This is a genomic window from Acidobacteriota bacterium, from assembly GCA_016713675.1.
Classification (GTDB): domain Bacteria; phylum Acidobacteriota; class Blastocatellia; order Pyrinomonadales; family Pyrinomonadaceae; genus OLB17.
On record JADJOS010000001.1, the window covers coordinates 1,864,339 to 1,882,218 of the forward strand.

General features: G+C 53.8%; 17 protein-coding genes and 1 tRNA gene. 12 read left to right on the forward strand and 6 right to left on the reverse strand.

The window, feature by feature from the left end; translation table 11 throughout:
• Nucleotides 1-102 precede the first annotated feature (102 nt).
• The 3 genes from IPK01_08640 to IPK01_08650 form a co-directional block, all read right to left on the reverse strand.
• Entirely contained in the window at nucleotides 103-1,224 is a 1,122-nt protein-coding gene (locus IPK01_08640; GenBank protein ID MBK7933552.1) for a carboxylate-amine ligase, read from the reverse strand.
• A gap of 14 nt (nucleotides 1,225-1,238) precedes the next feature.
• Nucleotides 1,239-1,571 (reverse strand): PilZ domain-containing protein, encoded by a 333-nt coding sequence (locus IPK01_08645; protein MBK7933553.1) that lies wholly within the window; start codon nucleotides 1,569-1,571, stop codon nucleotides 1,239-1,241.
• Between the two features lie 125 nt (nucleotides 1,572-1,696).
• Nucleotides 1,697-2,590 (reverse strand): LysR family transcriptional regulator, encoded by an 894-nt coding sequence (locus tag IPK01_08650; GenBank protein ID MBK7933554.1) that lies wholly within the window; start codon nucleotides 2,588-2,590, stop codon nucleotides 1,697-1,699.
• A gap of 253 nt (nucleotides 2,591-2,843) precedes the next feature.
• On the opposite strand from IPK01_08650, the gene IPK01_08655 reads away from it, so the two are divergent.
• The 4 genes from IPK01_08655 (at nucleotide 2,844) to IPK01_08670 (ending at nucleotide 5,711) form a co-directional block, all read left to right on the forward strand.
• Complete coding sequence (locus IPK01_08655; GenBank protein ID MBK7933555.1) at nucleotides 2,844-3,980, forward strand: cystathionine gamma-synthase; 1,137 nt, start codon at nucleotides 2,844-2,846, stop codon at nucleotides 3,978-3,980.
• Nucleotides 3,981-4,073: 93 nt separating this feature from the next.
• Nucleotides 4,074-5,027: a serine/threonine-protein phosphatase gene (locus IPK01_08660; protein ID MBK7933556.1), complete on the forward strand. Its 954-nt coding sequence runs from the start codon at nucleotides 4,074-4,076 to the stop codon at nucleotides 5,025-5,027.
• Nucleotides 5,028-5,081: 54 nt separating this feature from the next.
• Entirely contained in the window at nucleotides 5,082-5,420 is a 339-nt protein-coding gene (locus IPK01_08665; GenBank protein ID MBK7933557.1) for a hypothetical protein, read from the forward strand.
• Nucleotides 5,421-5,510: 90 nt separating this feature from the next.
• Nucleotides 5,511-5,711 (forward strand): hypothetical protein, encoded by a 201-nt coding sequence (locus tag IPK01_08670; GenBank protein MBK7933558.1) that lies wholly within the window; start codon nucleotides 5,511-5,513, stop codon nucleotides 5,709-5,711.
• Here IPK01_08670 and IPK01_08675 read toward each other — a convergent pair whose 3' ends face one another.
• Nucleotides 5,712-6,185 carry an NfeD family protein gene (locus tag IPK01_08675; protein ID MBK7933559.1) on the reverse strand — a complete coding sequence of 158 codons (474 nt, stop codon included), beginning with the start codon at nucleotides 6,183-6,185 and terminating at the stop codon, nucleotides 5,712-5,714.
• A 158-nt stretch (nucleotides 6,186-6,343) separates the two neighbouring features.
• Between IPK01_08675 and IPK01_08680 the strand changes: the two genes are divergently transcribed.
• The 3 genes from IPK01_08680 (at nucleotide 6,344) to IPK01_08690 (ending at nucleotide 7,972) form a co-directional block, all read left to right on the forward strand.
• Nucleotides 6,344-6,430: transfer RNA gene (locus IPK01_08680), tRNA-Leu, on the forward strand.
• 86 nt (nucleotides 6,431-6,516) lie between these two features.
• Nucleotides 6,517-7,107 carry a hypothetical protein gene (locus IPK01_08685; protein MBK7933560.1) on the forward strand — a complete coding sequence of 197 codons (591 nt, stop codon included), beginning with the start codon at nucleotides 6,517-6,519 and terminating at the stop codon, nucleotides 7,105-7,107.
• A 250-nt stretch (nucleotides 7,108-7,357) separates the two neighbouring features.
• Nucleotides 7,358-7,972 carry a hypothetical protein gene (locus tag IPK01_08690; GenBank protein ID MBK7933561.1) on the forward strand — a complete coding sequence of 205 codons (615 nt, stop codon included), beginning with the start codon at nucleotides 7,358-7,360 and terminating at the stop codon, nucleotides 7,970-7,972.
• An 88-nt stretch (nucleotides 7,973-8,060) separates the two neighbouring features.
• Here the strand turns inward: IPK01_08690 and IPK01_08695 are convergent, their stop codons facing one another.
• The gene (locus IPK01_08695) at nucleotides 8,061-9,569 is read right to left on the reverse strand and encodes an amidohydrolase family protein (protein MBK7933562.1); all 1,509 of its coding nucleotides are present in this window, start codon (nucleotides 9,567-9,569) and stop codon (nucleotides 8,061-8,063) included.
• 100 nt (nucleotides 9,570-9,669) lie between these two features.
• On the opposite strand from IPK01_08695, the gene mdh reads away from it, so the two are divergent.
• Together mdh and IPK01_08705 are read left to right on the forward strand one after the other, a co-directional pair.
• Entirely contained in the window at nucleotides 9,670-10,605 is a 936-nt protein-coding gene (gene mdh / locus IPK01_08700) for a malate dehydrogenase (protein ID MBK7933563.1), read from the forward strand.
• A 225-nt stretch (nucleotides 10,606-10,830) separates the two neighbouring features.
• Nucleotides 10,831-13,062: a hypothetical protein gene (locus tag IPK01_08705; GenBank protein ID MBK7933564.1), complete on the forward strand. Its 2,232-nt coding sequence runs from the start codon at nucleotides 10,831-10,833 to the stop codon at nucleotides 13,060-13,062.
• A 120-nt stretch (nucleotides 13,063-13,182) separates the two neighbouring features.
• On the opposite strand, the gene IPK01_08710 is transcribed toward IPK01_08705, so the two are convergent.
• Nucleotides 13,183-13,563, reverse strand: coding sequence for a hypothetical protein (locus IPK01_08710; protein ID MBK7933565.1), 381 nt, complete (start codon nucleotides 13,561-13,563; stop codon nucleotides 13,183-13,185).
• 279 nt (nucleotides 13,564-13,842) lie between these two features.
• On the opposite strand from IPK01_08710, the gene IPK01_08715 reads away from it, so the two are divergent.
• The 3 genes from IPK01_08715 to IPK01_08725 all read left to right on the forward strand — a co-directional run bounded on the left by IPK01_08715 (nucleotide 13,843) and on the right by IPK01_08725 (nucleotide 17,818).
• A complete protein-coding gene (locus IPK01_08715) occupies nucleotides 13,843-14,067 on the forward strand; it encodes a hypothetical protein (GenBank protein MBK7933566.1) in 225 nt (74 codons plus the stop codon).
• A gap of 261 nt (nucleotides 14,068-14,328) precedes the next feature.
• Nucleotides 14,329-16,884: a S8 family serine peptidase gene (locus tag IPK01_08720; GenBank protein MBK7933567.1), complete on the forward strand. Its 2,556-nt coding sequence runs from the start codon at nucleotides 14,329-14,331 to the stop codon at nucleotides 16,882-16,884.
• Nucleotides 16,885-16,915: 31 nt separating this feature from the next.
• The gene (locus tag IPK01_08725) at nucleotides 16,916-17,818 is read left to right on the forward strand and encodes a GNAT family N-acetyltransferase (GenBank protein ID MBK7933568.1); all 903 of its coding nucleotides are present in this window, start codon (nucleotides 16,916-16,918) and stop codon (nucleotides 17,816-17,818) included.
• Nucleotides 17,819-17,880 lie beyond the last annotated feature (62 nt).

Below are 17,880 nucleotides of genomic sequence, written 5' to 3' on the forward strand. Positions count from 1 at the left end.
ATGTCTATACAAATTTAACAACGTTGAACGCACGTTGAGCATCAAAGACCATTCTCTGATCTAGAGGAATAACAGAGGTGTACTTACACAGAGGTCAGGTTATCAGGAAAAACAATCTTGGGGCACATTCTCGAGAGTATTTACCATCAGCATATCGACAACCGCATTAAAATCACCACCGGTCTCTTCGTAGACCCTTAACTGTTCGTCAGCCGAAGTGCCGCGTTCGAGGATCGTGTGGATATGCTCGATCTCTTTGCGCGAATCGAGCGGGTCGACGACGTCATCGACAAACTCAAGCAGTTCGCGGATCAGGTCCCTTGCCGGCACCTCTTTTTGTTTGCCGAGATCGAGTAAGTTGCCGTCGAGACCGTAGCGGATCGCACGCCATTTATTTTCGAGGATCAGGCGGCGGTGGTAGATTCGGAAACCGATATTACCCTCATTCAGGACCATCAATTTCGCCACGATCGCCTGAAATAGGGCCGCGATCGCGATCGTATCATCAACACGCGTCGGAATGTCGCAGATGCGGAATTCAAGCGTTGGGAACAAGTGATGCGGACGCACGTCCCACCAGATCTTCGAACCGTTCTGAATGCAGTTCATCTTGACCAGCAGATCCACATAGGCCTGAAATTGCTGGTACGACTCGAAGGTGTCGGGTATCTCTGTTCGCGGGAATTTTTTGAAGACTTCCGAGCGATAGGATTTGAGGCCGGTATTAAATCCGAGCCAAAACGGCGATGACGTGGTCAGCGCCAAAACGTGCGGCAGGAAATAGCGGGCAGCATTCATCACCTGTATGCGCTTTTCCATATCAGGGATCCCGACATGGACGTGCAATCCAAAGATCAGCAGGCTGCGGGCGACCATCTGCAATTCGTCGACCAATAGTTTGTATCGGTCGCCGTCGTAGATCTCTTGCTCGGACCATTTAGAGAACGGATGCGTCGAAGCGGCGATGATCGCCATGTTCTTTTTGCGGGCTAGGCTCGAAATGATGCAGCGCAGCTTCGTGAGGTCTTCGCGGGCTTCTTGTATGTTCGCGCAAACGCCGGTGCCGACCTCGATCATCGATTGGATCATTTCGGGCTTGATCTTTTCACCGAGCAGCATCTTGCCCTCTTCGAGGATCTCCGAAACGTGCGATTTGAGCTCACGGGTTTCCGGGTCGACTATCTGAAATTCTTCTTCAATACCGAGCGTAAATTGATCGAACATAAATATTATTCCTACTAGGCCAATTCCAACTCGTACTTCAAAAAGTTGAGGTCTTCGTCCAGAAAATTGCTAAACCGGACCCCGACGCCGTGGCCCGGATCGGTATAGACGACAACGCCGTTGAGCCGCATCGTTCGCCCACGAACGCTGACGGTCATCATGATCTGCGTATTTACTTCGAGCGAAGCGGCGGTCGTCATATACAGCCCGCCGACGCCGATGTCCCGCGTATTAGCGATGCCAGTGCCGTCACCGCCCTCATAGCGTACATCGACGATGAGCTTCTTTCGATCCGAATCCCGACGGTCAGATGGTGACAGAGCTTCACCGAGTTCATTTTCAGCCATTTTTAATCCACCGATTTTTGAAATGTTGTTTACGGAATCAAAGGTTGCGAACAGAACTGCAACTTTCCGAATATTCTAACCCAATTCCCGGCCAAAACACAGGGAAATGTTGACCTGAACCCGATTTAATTTGCCATCGCCTTGCCAAGTTGCTTTGCCGCTTTCAAAAAAGCCTCGGCCGCGTGTGACAGCGATGAATTTCGGCGGTAAACGATGTTCAGTTTGCGGTTCAGCCTCATTTCGCTGACCGAGAGGGCGGCCAGCGATCCGGCGGCGATCTCGCTCTGGGCCGTCAATCGCGGAACAAGTGCGATACCGACACCGCGTTCGACCAAGCGTTTGATCGCTTCGAGCGACGGCAATTCGACGACGATGTGAAGCTCTGTCTTGTGCTTCTCAAACGATTCGATCACTTGACGCCGATATGGCGACACCGCGTTGTGGGCGATGAATGCCTCCGTGCCGAGATCTTTGATCGACACGCTCCCGCTGCCTGCGAGCCTGTGTTTCGGCGAAACTACGAGTACGAGTTCGTCCGTGAAGACCGGAACGGAATGTAAACTCTCGTCGTTCGGCGAGAACGAGATCACGCCCAATTCGACCTCGCGGGCAGTGATCTGCTTGGGAATTCGGCTCGCGACCCCGCGTTGGACCTCGACCTTGATCAGCGGATGCTTGGCGTGAAATTCCTCAATGACCGGCAGCAGAAAGAAAACGGTATGCTCATTTGCACTGATCGAGACCTTGCCTTGCTGCAGGGAACGCATCTCCCGCAGAGCGTTTTCGGCATTATGCCGCAGGTTTAGCATCTGCTTTGCGTGATCGAGCAGGACCTCGCCGGCAAAGGTCAGCGTGCCGTCCTTTGACGAACGATCGAACAGCGTTTCACCGATCTCCTTTTCGAGCCGCCGTATAGACTGGCTGATCGCCGGCTGCGTTCGGTTCAATACCTCAGCGGCACGCGAAAAACTCCTTTCGCCGGCGACCGTGACGAGTACTTCTAGCTGATTAATATCCATAATTCGAACCGGTTCACTTATTATCCGTAAAGGCCTTCCAGCTAATTTTGACGGACCTGTGATCGAGACAATTATACGCGTATAACCGGATATTATGCAATATTCAGTTGCATAAGGTAGATCCAATTGTGGTGCACATCATTGCAATTTTCACACCGTCAAGTTACCATAAATGCTCGTTAAACTAAGCATTTTGTTAGCTTGACGCTGCTGCAGACGGCCGTTCGTAAACGGTTGCGGACGCAATAAATTTATGGGTTTTTCGACTGTCGCCATCCACGCGGGCAACGAACCGGATCCGGTGACCGGAGCCGTCAGCGTTCCGATCTACCAAACATCAACATACAAGCAAGAGGCTCTCGGAAAGCCGACCGGCGGCTACGAATACGCCCGGACGCAAAATCCGACGCGCTCTGCACTTGAACGCAACATCGCCGCTCTCGAAGGTGCCAGATTCGGCTTTGCCTTCGCCTCCGGAATGTCGGCGATCGACACGGTCCTCAAGCTTGTAAAAGCCGGCGAACACGTGATCCTCGGCGACAACACCTATGGCGGCACTTTTCGTCTGTTCAGCAAGATCCTGGTCAATTACGGCGTCGAATTCGACCTCGCCGACACGACGGACATTTCGAATCTCGAACGGGCTTTCAAACCGAACACGAAAATGGTCTTTGTCGAAACGCCGACAAACCCTGTGATGTCGGTCACGGATCTGCGAGCCGTCTCCGATCTCGCCCACGCAAACGGTGCCAAGGTCGTCTGCGACAACACCTTCATGTCGCCGTATTTTCAGCGGCCGATGGAATTCGGGTGCGACATCGTCGTGCATTCGACGACCAAATATCTCAACGGCCACTCTGACAGCGTCGGCGGTTTTGTTGCTCTCAATGATGAGAAAGATGCCGAATGGATCGGTTTTGTACAGAATGGGATCGGAGCGATCTTGTCGCCATTCGATTCTTTCCTTGTCTTGCGCGGTACTAAGACGCTCGCAGTCCGTATGGAGGCCCACGACAAGAACGGCCGAATCGTTGCCAATTTCTTGGCGGAGCATCCGCGTATCGAAAAGGTCTATTATCCCGGACTCGTTTCGCATCCGCAGCATGAGCTCGCAAAGCGGCAGCAGTCAGGATTCGGCGGAATGGTCGCGTTTGAGACCGGTTCGCTTGCTAACGCAAAAAAAGTTTTAGAAGGCGTCAAGTTGTGTACTTTGGGCGAGAGTTTGGGCGGCGTTGAGAGTTTGATCTCGCATCCGGCATCGATGACGCACGCGTCTGTTCCGGCCGAAAAACGCGACGCCCTCGGTATCACCGACGGCCTGGTTCGCGTGTCTGTCGGTATCGAAGACGTTGAGGACATAATCGCCGATCTCGATCAAGCGTTAGCGTAAGCGCCGAGTTCGAAGTTTCGAGTTCCGAGTTTTTGGAATTCGTGATAATTTTTAACTCGGAACTTAGAACTCAGAACTCGAAACTGAAAAAGAATGTTTATTGTTGAAACACATGCGACCTCGCACATCGGCCGCGTCAGAAAAGGCAACGAGGACAATTACCTCTTGTTGAATATTTCGGGCGGCAAACGCTGGACGGGCGATCAGGATGACAACGAATTTGTCATCGAATCGCAGCGTTTTGAGGTCGATGATAACGGCGTGGTGATGGCTGTTTCGGACGGAATGGGCGGAGCCCTCGCGGGCGAAGTTGCGAGCACGATGGCGGTCGAGACCGTCAGCGAACGCCTGCTCGGACAGGACATCGACGAAACGCTTGTGCCTGAGGCGTATGACCATCATTTGATCGCCAAGCTCTACGACGCTACTGTCAACGCAAATTATCTGATCCACAATCAAGGACGTACCGACCCGCAATATCAGGGAATGGGCGCGACATTTACGGGACTCGGAGTTACGCCCGCGGCAGCCGACATAATACAGGTTGGCGACAGCCGTGCATATCTGGTGCGGAACGGCAAGATCTATCAGGTCACCAAGGACCAATCGCTCGTCCAACAGCTGATCGACGCCAATCAGATCTCTGCCGAAGAGGCCGAGACACATACACTAAAAAACGTGATCCTGCAGGCACTCGGTGCCCAAAACGAGATATATCCGGTTTCAGCTCGAGTTGCTCCGCATCAGAACGATGTCTTTCTGCTCTGCAGCGACGGGCTTTCGAACAAGGTCAGTGCGGCCAGCATGCAGCAGATCGTGCTCGAAAATTTTGATTCGCTCGAAAACGCCTGCGTCGAGCTCATCCGCGAAGCCAACGAAAACGGCGGCGAAGACAACATCACCGTTATCCTTGCCAAATTTACCGGCGACGCTCTGCCCGAGCCTGTCGGCGACGATGTCAAACTCGAACTCATCGACCTCGGCGGCATCCACGACACCGCAGACCAGGACCTCGCTGACGACGAAGATACCGCTGAAATAATTTGAACCTTTCAGCTAATATCTGCATCCAACCGCACGGAAAAGGAGATATTAGGTTTTATGAAGTCTGTATTTCTCGTTGCGTTGGTTGTTTTCGGCTTCGTTGCTCATCTCTCGGCACAGACAGTTGTCAAGGTAAGACCCGTTCCCGCAACGAACGCTCCGGCACCGCTCAAGGTCGAAGGGATCGTGATCCAGACCAACGCCAAGGTCATCGAAGACAAGGCATTTATCGCCAAGATAACGGCCGCTCTTACGCTTCTGAAAAACAGATCGCCTGAAGATCTGAAGCTGATCCAGACCTACATTGGCATCATTCGTGCCTGGCCGGCCAGCGGTGCAAATTTTAACGAGCAGATAATGACGATCGACATCGGCAAACAGACCTTTGACGCATAGCTCGAATGGCTGACAAGCGTACTCGTTCACGAAGCGACTCACATCAAGAAATACAAGGACTCCGGCAAGAAGTTTGGCGACGCCCATCTGATGAGCGATAAAAAGGCCGCATTCAAGGTAATGGTCGATGAGGAAATGGAGTGCAATCGAGCTCAATTAGTGACATTGGGTAAGATCGGCGGGTCGAAATTTGAGATCGATTACCTAAAGGCTCAGAAAGGCGACCATTTTGACATCGACAAAGATGGCGACTACGACAACGACGATTACAAAGGGCGTTCGTGGGAATGACTATTCTTCGCGCCAGCCGGGAAGTTCGTTAGTTACGCGTCGAACATAGATCGACGAACCTTTTACCTCCACGACCTCGACCTTTTCTCCCTCGATCAGATGCGTTTGGCCGTCGGCCGGATACGCCGTCCAGATCGAACCGTAGACCTTGACCGCGCTTTCATTCAAGGCTCCGCTGCTCGCTATCGTGACGGTTCCGACCTTTCCGGGAAGAGAATCGACGCCGTATTTCACTTCGTCCGATCCGTGCGGCAAATAGTTGGCAAATATCGTTCTTGACATCGCCGTAAGGGCGACAGATACGATCGCAAAGACCAAAAACTGTACGCCGAAACCAAATCCGAGATATCCGGCCGCCGCCGCACCCAGAGCTCCGAGCCCAAACCACAGCAACACGAACCCGAGCGTAAATATCTCGGCGATGATCAGCACAACGCCCAACACCAGCCACAATATCCAAGCCAATTGATCCATACGTTCCCCGTCGATACCAGACACTCTCAATATACACGATTACTTAAGTCAAAAGGCAAAATTCGAATAGAAAAAGCAAAAGATCTTAGATCAGGAACTAACAACTGACCACTGTCGACTGACAACCAACGTTCGCGCGTGTTAATCTCTAAAAACGTGCTGGGGTGGCGGAATTGGTAGACGCCCAGGACTTAAAATCCTGTGTCCTTAGGGACGTACGGGTTCGATTCCCGTCCCCAGTACCACCATATCTTTGCTATGTGATGAGGAACACGGTTTCCTCATTTTTCGTTTGGTATCATAGTTGCTTGTAAAGGGTTGGGTGACAATCATGAGATCAAGAACATTAATATCAACTGTTGGACTTATCGCGGTGTTCGTTTTCGGCTTCGCACAGATCGCGGACGGGCAGAACCGCACGGTCTTTAACGAAGCAGAGCGGATATCGGGGGACAAATTTACCATTTCGACACGTTCGCCGATGGGTGCGAACGTCTATGCCTTAAAACAGCCTTCGAAGGCCGTTCTGAATGCCATCGACCAGGGCCTCAGCGATCTATTCGTGATCGCCCGCAAGAACAAATATCGAAAGCGTTTGAACTACTCAGATTACACGATCTATATCGGTAAAGCTGACAGAACAAAGAACTTCGAGAACAATTACTCGCCCGACATTGCGATCGCGTCTGCCCAATATGCGGGAACGATCTACGATAAGGGCGGCTATATTTACGCATCGGGCATTGTTGTCGCACTAAATCCGTGTGCGTTCATGATCGCCGAGCATACTAAGGATTTCCAGCGCATCTCCGAGGTCGTCCGTTACGAAGGCGAGCACCTCGTGCTATATCACAACGACCGCCGACGCTACAGCGAAACCGCCGACCACAGCCAGGGCGGCGGACACCCGATACTTCAGTAGGAAAGCGGCGGCCGCAAGTAGCAGTAGCAGTCAGAGTCCGGTCTGCCCCTGCCCCTGCCCCCCAACCTATTTCGTATACTTGCTCCACCAAACCGTTTTCGCATTTCCCGCATCATAGTCGTTTGAGAAACAAAATACTCGGAAAACGGGCACTTTTGCCCATTTCCGTTTTTGCCGCGTAAGTGGCACAGGCATTGCAATTCGACTTCGTGTGGGCAGCGTTTACGCTCGCCGGAGATGGAGGTCTTAAATGAACGTCTTCGCGGCTGTAAGCAAAACGGCAGGTTTGCTGCTCTTGATCTTTGCAAATTTTGTGATCGCAAACGCCCAGGTCGATTCGATCTACCGTCTGCCCGCCGGAACGCGGATCACGGTCAAACTCGAGACCGAGCTTAGTTCTAAGGTCTCGAGCGTTAACGATACGTTTAAGGCATTCGTGGCAAAGTCGGTGATCGATCGCGAAACAGTGATCCTGCCCGCCGGGACCGAGATCGAGGGCCGAGTGATAGCGGTTTCCCGAGCAAAAAGCGGCGGAAAGAACGGCAAGCTCGACATCGTTTTCGAATGGCTCAGGTTGTCGAAAGACGCCAAGCGTGAGATCGACGGAGTGCTGATCACAAAGATCCGAACCGAATCGTCATCGACGCTGAACGCACTGAGCTTGATCGGCGGAACGGCAACGGGTGCATTGATCGGTGCCGCGGCAATGTCGGGCAAAGGAGCGTTGATCGGCGCTGGGATCGGTGCCGGAACAGGAACAGGTGTTTTGCTCTTACGAAAGGGCAAAGAGATGCGGATAGCTAAAGACCGGGAATTTGAGATTGAGTTGAAAAAAGAGGTCGTGCTGCCTGTGCTCGATTATTGAAAAAGTATTAAAAGTTTGGTCGTTGGCGAGAACCGTCGGCCATACCTGAAAAAGCCCGATGCGAAGGGGAGAGCGCATCGGGCTTTTTCTATTTTGTGCGCCGAGCATCGGCGACCATTTTGCGGATCTCCGCCGCCAGCGTAGGTGCGTGATATGGAACGCCGTTCGTGATCGTCCATTCGATGCCGCCGGTTTTTACGGCTTTGCCATTTACGATCTCCTCGGTGCCGAGGGGCGAAAGCACCTTGAAATTCTCGAGCGGATTGCCGTTAACGACGATCAGATCGGCTTTGTAGCCGACACGAATTCGCCCGATGGTGTCTTCTTTGCCCAGTATCTTAGCGCCATTTGATGTAGCGTGCTGAATTACTTTTAATGGATGAAAGCCTGCTTCCTGATGCAGTTCGAGCTCGCGTATGAGGCCGAAACCGTACATCTGATAAATAAATCCTGCGTCCTCGCCGGTGCCGATCAGGCCGCCTTTCATTTCGAAGTCATAGACCGCCTTCATCCAGATGCGGTAGTTTTCCTTCCAAAACGTCTCGTCGGTCGAAGACCAGCCGATAAAATACGAACCGTGATTGTCCGGATTTGGTTTGAAATATTCTTCTAAAACAGGATGCAGATATTCGGCGAACGCCGGATTGGTCTGTGCCCGCTGCAGGTCCCGCGACGCTTCGTAGATGACAAGCGTCGGGTCCCAAGCGACATTTGCCGCGACCATCGCGTCGAGCACCTTATCGAGCTTTGCCGGATCTGCCTCGCGCCATAAACGTCCGGCATAGCGGAAACGGTCGACCTCGTTGTTGTAATTGTATGTCGAAGGGAAATTTTGCCGCCCGCTCGCGATCGCAGCGTCCGGGATGCCGTACCAATGCTCTATAGAGGTCGTCCCGCCTTTGATGTCGTCCCAGGCGTTGGTCTCTTCGACACCGACGTGGTGCATCACGCGCATGCCTTGCTTTTTTGCTTCGTCCATCATCGCCGCCATCAGGTCGCGGTCCATTGTGTAGAGCTTGATGCCGTCATAGCCTGCGGCCTTGAGATCCCGAACTCGTGCGCGCACCTGTTCCGCTGTATTCAGATTCGCCGCCGGAAAACCGCCATACGGAAACAAACGCGGCCCGACGAGCGTTCCCGCCGCGATCTGATCGCGATATCCAAGAATTTTCGGGTTCGCCCAGGCGTCACGCACCGTCGTAATGCCGCACGCGAGCCACATCTTCGTCACATACTCGACCGGCATCGGCTTGCCGGCACGCTCGTCTTGAGTGTGCCCGTGCAGGTTGATAAGCCCGGGCAAAACGTATTTGCCCGTCGCGTCTATAATAAGTTCGTCCGGAAGCGACGCAGCCGCGGTCGGCCGCACGGCCGGCGAACCCGCGATTCGCGTGATCACATCATTCTCGACCGTAATATCGAGCGGCCCAGCCGCCGGCTTGCCGCTGCCGTCCACGACCATCGCGTTACGGACGATGATGCGCTTCAGCCGTTTACCTGAAAAAGACGATGGCGAAGCTTGCCCAAAACCGCTCGCGGCCAGCGTTGCCGCGATCAAGATACACGCCAATAGAGTTCGGATTTGTTTGATCTTCATAATTGATTCAATGAATTTGCGGGAACCTATGACGAATAATAGAATATATCTTTTAATAACACACGTATTCAGTAGATAACTATATAAAGAGAGGAAAATAATGGCTGCAGGAAGAAATAAGGTTACGGTTGTCGGTGCCGGTAATGTCGGTGCGACGGCTGCTCATTGGATCGCCGCTAAGGAATTGGCGGACGTGGTTTTGGTGGATATCGTCGAGGGAACGCCGCAGGGCAAATGCCTCGATCTCGCCCAGGCCGCACCGATCGACGGCTTTGACGTAAAGCTGGTCGGTGCAAATAGTTACGAGGAAACGGCAAACTCTGATGTGGTCATCATCACTGCCGGTTTGCCGCGTAAACCGGGCATGAGCCGCGACGATCTACTCAAAACGAACTCCGACATCGTCGGACAGGTCACCGATCAGGTCGCCAAATATTCGCCCAATTCGATCATCATCGTCGTTTCGAATCCGCTCGACGCGATGGCACAGGTCGCATTCCGCCGCTCGGGCTTCCCGAAGAACCGCGTCATGGGAATGGCCGGCGTGCTCGACAGCGCACGTATGCGCTGCTTTGTCGCTGAGGAACTCGATGTCTCGGTCGAAAATGTCACCTGCTTCGTGCTCGGCGGACACGGCGACACGATGGTCCCGCTGCCGCGATATTCGACGGTCGCCGGTATCCCGATCACCGAATTGATCCCCAAGGATAAACTCGACGCGATCATCACCCGCACCGCCAACGGCGGAGCCGAGATCGTCGGCCTGCTCAAGACCGGCAGTGCATACTACGCACCGTCGCTCGGAGCGGTCGAGATGACCGAAGCGATCCTTAAGGACAAGAAAAAGATCCTGCCCTGTGCCGTCTTCCTCGAAGGCGAATATGGCGTCAGCAATCTCTTCGTCGGCGTTCCCGTCAAGCTCGGCAAGAACGGCATCGAACAGATCATCGAGATCAGCCTGACCAACGACGAACGCACGGCCCTGCACAAGAGTGCCGCCGCCGTTCAGGAACTCGTTGATATTCTGAACGTTTGATCTCGATCCCGGCGGGATCGAATGTTCATAGAAACAAGCCACGCTCAAATCGGTACGGCCCCATAAGGGCCGTACCTTTTTCATTTGTTCGGTGTTTCTATAAACCTACGACACCTCCGGCGTCGCTGATCTAAATTCCGTAAAATGCAACCAATACAGCGTCTTGCCGCATCAGTCAGTTAGCGACACCAAACTATCTTTCAAAACACAAGGAAATAAGTCCCAATGAAAAAGCAAATTATTGTGCTGTTACTATTCGTATGCTCGATCTCGGCCCAAGCGCAGGTCCGCGGGGCTCGTCGGGCGGCAAATTCGGTCCTGCCCGCGAGCTCGGCTCCGATAAATTCGGCGGTCAATACGCTGCCGATCCGCCGCGTTATTCTCTATTCAAACGGCGTTGCGTATATCGAACGCCGCGGCATCGTTTCGGGCAATGCCGAGGTCAATCTGTCGTTCAAACAATCGCAGGTCGATGATGTCCTCAAATCGATGATCGTTCTCGATCTCGGCCAGGGCAAGATCGGAGCGGTCAGCTACAATTCGTCGGCTCCGATATCGTCGCGGATGTCCGAGATACCGTTCTCGGTCGATCCCGTTTCGACGAGCGCCGGCGGTGTCGCTTCGGTCCTCGCCCAACTGCAGGGAGCCAAGGTGCTCGTCACCTCGACCAAAGGCACAGCCTCAGGTTCGATATTGACGCTCGAACGCAAACAGATCACCGTCGAAAAAGAGACTCAGACAACGACCATTCTCGTCATCGCCAGCGAGAGCGGCGAGATAACGAGCTTTGACCTGCGTGATGTCCGCAGCGTAAAAATGCTCGACGACGGCACACGCAAGGACATAAACGAATTTGCGAACGCCGCCGCATCTGCCCGCCGTCTCGACGCCAAAACGATCACCGTCACATCGCAGGGAAGCGGCCAGCGTGAGATGGTCGTCAGCTACACCATCGCCGCTCCGATCTGGAAAACGACCTATCGCGTCGTGCTCGACGAAGCCGGACAGCCGTTCTTCCAGGGCTGGGCGATCGTCGATAACGTCAGCGAAGAGGACTGGCAGAGCGTCCAGATGTCGCTCGTCTCGGGCTCGCCGATCTCGTTCATCCAAAACCTGCAGAAACCGTTCTACCGCTATCGCCCCGTCGTCCCGACACCGAGCGATCTACAGCTCGAGCCGCAGATCTATGAACCGGAAAGCGGGAGCGGAAGCGGAAGCGGTGAAACGACGGTTGAGACGTCAAGCTCGCAAGTAACAAGTACAGTTGCCTCGAAACAAGTAAAATCCCTGCCGGGAAGAACCGGCGGGTTCCAGATCGATGGTGCGAGCGGATCGGAGAATGTGTATGTTATTGACGGTCAGGAGGTTACCAATTTCAGGACAGGTTCTCTGGAGTCGAATTTCAGCAGTGCCAAAAGCGAGATCAAAGTAAGTGATGTTCTAACGGGCGGAAATTCCGGGATCCAAACCGCCGCGACCGGCGGCGAGATCGGCGACCTTTTCCAATACAATATCGAGCAGCCCGTAACGGTCGAGCGAAACCGCTCGGCGCTCATCCCGATCGTCCAGACCAAGATGGAGGGCGAACGCGTCTCGGTTTACAACCAGGCGGTTCGGCCCGATAGGCCGTTCAGCGGCGTCCTGCTCAAAAACGGTACCAAGCTGACCCTCGAGGCCGGCAGCATGACCGTCATCGACGGCAACGCCTATGCCGGCGAGGCCTTGATGGAACGCCTCAAGCCAAAAGAACAGCGTCTGATCTCTTTCGCCCTCGACCTCGGCACGCACGTCAAGGTCCGCAACGAAGGCGACAGCGAACCGGCGAGGTTGATAAAGGCGGTCGACGGCGTGCTTCAGGTGCACTATTTCCGCACGGACCAGCGGACCTATGAGATCACAAATCAGACCGGACGAGCCAAAGTGATGTACATCGAATACCCGATCCGCGACGGTTGGCAGCTCTCAGACGATTCACCGAAACCCGATTATTCGACGCAGAAATACTACCGTTTCCGCGTCGAACTCGGCCCGCTCGAGGACAAAAAGATAAAGATATCCGTCCGCCAGCCGCTGATGGAATCGTACCAGCTCGCACAATTGAACCGCGTCGATCTGCAGACGTTCTTTACCAAGGGCTACATCAACGACGAAACGCGTGTCCGCCTCGAAAAGATCATCGATATTCGATCACAGTCTGCCCAGATCGAAGCCAAACTCAACGGCTTTGACGACGAGGTCGAAAAGATCGAGGACGACCAAAAACGCCTCCGCGAAAACATCGAGGCCCTGTCCAAAACACCCGAGGCCAAAACCCTGATCGCCCGCTACATCGCCAAAGCCAACGACCAGGAAACACGCCTCGAGGAAATGGAAAAAGAGCGAAGGTCGCTAAGCGAACAACGCCTCCAACTAGCCCGCGACCTAGCCGCCGCCATCCGCACCTTTGAGGTCAAGTAGTTCAGGTAAAGCTCCCCTCCTTGGGAAAGGAGGGGTGGCAGCCGCTTCGGCTGACGGGGTGGTTCGTTAAAACTCCCCTCCTTTTCCAAGGAGGGGAGTTTAGAAGATCTCCCCTTCTCCCTATCTTCCTATAACCGTCGCCTTGTCCAGGTCGAGAGACATTACGCCGTCGTGGTCAAATTCGATGCCGTTGAAAGCGATCGTCTTTTCGGCGCGGATGCCAAAATCGCGGCACGCCGGGCTCGCACAGATCACGCGGTTGCTGTATTTGTCCTTTTGTTTCACCGGAAATGCGTTTTCGGGGCCCACTTCGCACTTGATGATCCCGACCGCATTGTTTCGTTCGTCATGAAACAGCTTCACCGCCTCGGGCTCGCCCAACGCCTCGAACGCCGCCTTGTTTATCAGAAAGATCCCCTTCCGGTTCAACGTCACATGCAGAGCACTCCTGTCCACGCGATTCGGCTTCCCCAAAAACTCGACCCAATTTCTACGTATCACGCTTCACACATCTCCAAGATATTTAGATATGAACCAATGTATCATAAATGCAACATCATGTCAAGAATTTTGTTTGATCTTGTACCGGCTGAGCCATGCCGTTTACGGCGTGGTCAGATTCATATCAATTTGAAAAAGCCCGTGAACCGGCTGAGCTGAATTGACCAACGACACCACGCCATAAATGGCGTGGCTAAGCGAAGCCCCAAAGCAAGTTCGCGGTGTCAGACACCGCAGTTTTTATTGACAAAGTTTATAGATGTTCGGCGAATGATACAAATGAGCGTCGCCCTGGATTCGGCTGTGTATTTTGACGATCGCGGGAACGGATATTTCGATGGATTCGGCGGTTTCGGTCGTGCTCGCCGTAATTCTGTCGCGGTCGTGGCCGTTGATCCAAACTGTGGCGGCGTGTCGGTCCGGTTTCGGGCAGTTGGGCAAAAAGGCATTGTCGCTGATGCCAAAATAATTGTGGCAGGCGGGTATAAACATTGTCGCAGGTAGGTCAAATCACTGTCGCAAGCCGTTTTAGAACTGTCGCAGCGTCCTAAGACCATTATCCAAAGACAAGTTGCTGTATGACCTTTCATTTTGACCGATTCACTCATTCAACCTGACCGAATTCGGTCACACCGAAATTTAGCCGCACCACGATAACTCTCATTATTTCTTCATTTAGCTGTATGGCACAGGGCTTGTAATAAGAGCGTCGAAAGCACGTGTGTTTGTGCCGCTGAATTTAGCCCCAGAAAGGAGCCGACAGTTATGAAAACGATAGGAATAAAGAAAGGAATGATACAGCAGATCGCCAGCCTCGCGATCGTTGTATCGATCCTGTTCACAAATGCGTTCGCCGTTGGAGCGGTTCGCAACGACACAATTAATGTCGTAGCGAGCACCACGGCAATGGCGAAATATACCACCGATTTGACGCAGCTGGGCCGTGAAGGCAGATTGCGTGAAAACCTGAGCTATGAGAACGAGACGATTCAGCTTCTCAAAGTGTTAGCCGAGGGTGGTCTTCGTCAGCCGGTCGTCGTCAATGAGGACGCCGAGATCCAGAACTTGATCGTCGAACAGGCTGCACTTCGCGTTGCCAAAGGCACCGCACCCGAAGGCCTCGCCGGAAAGTCGATCGTCAAGGTCGATACCGCCAATCTTTTCTCAAACACGCGTTCAATGGCCGAGGCCGCACAGATCGTCGATTCGATCGTTGCCGAAGCCATCGCTTCGAAAGGCCGTGTTATCCTTTTCGTTGACGAAATGTCCAATTTCGTCGGTGCAAAATCGGCCACCGAAGAATTCTTCAACGCTATCCGCGACGGCAAGATCGCCATCATCGGCAGCAGCTCGGCTGTTGCATACGAAGAGAATGTGACCGCCAACTCAGAAGTTGCAGGATTTTTCGAAGGCATCCTCGTCGCCGGCCGAACCGGTGCTGCCGTCGCACAGAACGACAGCTCGATCTCGACCGAATATCGCGGCGACAACGTTTCGCCCGACCTTCGCGAGATGATGGAGCAGGACCCGAGCGGCAACAAACGCGTTGACGTGATCCTCCAGGCAAAGAATGCTGACAGTGCGGCGCTTCGCTCGCTGCTCGCCGGCGGCCAGGCACGCATCACCGATCGCATCGGTGACAGCGAGACGCTCGTCGTCAATCTGCCGCTTTCAGCTCTCAGCTCGCTTTCGACGAGCGGCCTCATGAACTACGTTTCGCCCGATCGCCCGACGACCATCACGGGTCACGTCGAAGAGACGACAGGCGTTTCGCTCATGCGTTCGCAGCCTGCGCTCAATGGGCGGGCATCGTACAACTTGGACGGCGACGGTATCGGAGTCGCGGTTGTCGATTCAGGCATAATGGCATCGCACAACGGTTTCAAAGACCGTATCGTTGCCAACGTAAACTTCACAAATTCTAATCTCACAGATACCGTTGACGGTTTTGGACACGGAACGCACGTTGCCGGTCTTGCAGTCGGCGATTCCTCCAAAAATAGCGGTGCATACAAAGGTATCGCGAAAAAGGCCGATATCATCAGCGTCAAGGTGCTCAGCAACACCGGCACGGGCAGCACTTCCGCGTTGCTTAACGGACTCCAGTGGATCCTCAACAATCGCACGACCTACAACATCAAGGTCGTTAATCTCAGCCTCGGCACGACTGCGATCGATTCGTACACGAACGATCCTGTCTGCCTCAAGGTCAAAGCTTTGGCCCAAGCAGGTATCGTCGTCATCGCCGCTGCCGGCAACCTCGGCAAGAACGCGTTGGGTCAGAAAATGTACGGCCAGATCCACAGCCCGGGCAACAGCCCCTACGCGATCACCGTCGGTGCGAGCAATTCGTTCGGAACCACAACACGCGCAGACGACACGATGGCGAGCTACAGCTCACGCGGCCCGACACGCAGCTTTTATCGCACGTCGAACGGCACGACCGTTTACGACAATCTGATCAAACCGGACATCGTTTCGGCCGGAAACAGGCTCGTTTCCTACAAATCGGCGAGCAACAAAATGTCGACCGACAATCCGATGCTCAATCTCGACTCGACCAACGGAAACGACTCGATGATGTACATGAGCGGAACTTCGATGTCGGCACCGCTCGTCGCCGGTGCGGCTGCCCTGCTCCTGCAGGTCAACCCGAACCTGACGCCGAACATGGTCCGCATGATCATGCAGTACACCGCCACCCCGATCGCAGGTGCCAACACCTTCGAGCAGGGAGCAGGCCAGCTCAACATGGAAGGCGCAGTGCGTCTGGCACGTTCGCTCAAGACGGGCGTTGATTTTCAGATGCTCGCAAAGGGCACATCAACGGTCCCGACCGGCTGGGCAATGCCCACTACCACGACCACGATCGGTGGCAACACCTCGTCATGGGCGCAGCACGTGATCGGCAAATACACCTCGATCTCAGGCGCAAACCTCGTGTCGCAGTTCCAGACCGTGTACAAACGCGAGAACCTGATCGGCACCGGCGTCAATTTTGCCTCCGGCAATTTCACCCTCAACACCGGCTCGTATTTCACGACAGGCCTTGCCGTTAATCGCAACGTTACAACAAGCAATGGCCAGCCATTTGGGGCAGGAACAACGTACCTTTCTTACGGGGTACTAGTAGGTGATGGAGTTTTGGTCGGCGACGGAGTCTTAGTCGGTGATGGGGTCTTGGTAGCTGATGGAGTTTTAGTCGGCGACGGAGTCTTAGTCGGTGATGGGGTTCTTGTCGGTGATGGGGTTCTTGTCGGCGATGGAGTCTTGGTCGGTGACAGCGTACTTCTTGGCGATGATACTCCTGCAATGCAGTAGGTGTTTATTATACAAATAAGGAGATAAACATATGCTGCAGACAACACTAGCCAATACGCTACAACTGCACCAACTTGCAATCAGCCAGCTAGCGATTGTTCCGGATATGAGCAGGCTCAGCCGTCTAACCGAAAACGACCGCGTCGAAGTGTTAGCTTTTCTCGCAGTTCGACCGGTGCACACGGTCGTGATGACCAGCTTCATAGTTGACAACGGACTCGAAAGCGCACTGAACCGCGGCAAATTCTTCGGATTCCGCGGCCCGAATGGTAAACTCGAAGGCGTCGCACTTATCGGGCACTCGACTCTTGTCGAGGCTCGGACAGACGAAGCACTCAGAGCGCTTGCCGTGAGTGCACGGAAAGCTGAGATGCCGATCCACCTCGTCATGTCGAGCGGAAACGCCGCCGAGCGGTTCTGGAACTATCTTGCACTTGGTGCTTCACCCCGACTTACTTGCCGCGAGGCACTCTTCGAAGCAGCCTTACCGTTCGCCGTTAAAAAGCGAAATGCCGGATTGCGGCCAGCGTCAATGGACGAAATCCTGCCGGTCGCCGAGGCTCAAGCCGAGGTAGCCTTCATGGAGTGCGGTATCGACCCCATGCTGAAGGACCGCGAAGGCTTTCTCAAACGCGTTGCCCGACGGATAGAACAAGAACGCATATTCGTAGTGTTCGACGGTGACAACCTTGTATTCAAGGCTGACATTATTGCCGAAACCTCAGAATGCATCTATCTTGAAGGTGTTTACGTCGGCGAAGAGTACCGCGGTCAGGGAATCGGTTCGACGTGCCTTTCAAATCTGACATTGGATCTGTTGGGCAGAACTTCAAATATATGCATGCTCAGTAATGTGGATTTCGAATCGGCTCACAAGAGTTACGCAAAAGCCGGTTTCAAGAAAACCGATGAATGTGTGACGCTGTTTGTTTAACTCAAGAAAACAATAGACAAAATGATTGTTTTTCTGCATAATTAGGAAGGCTACGCTCCCGC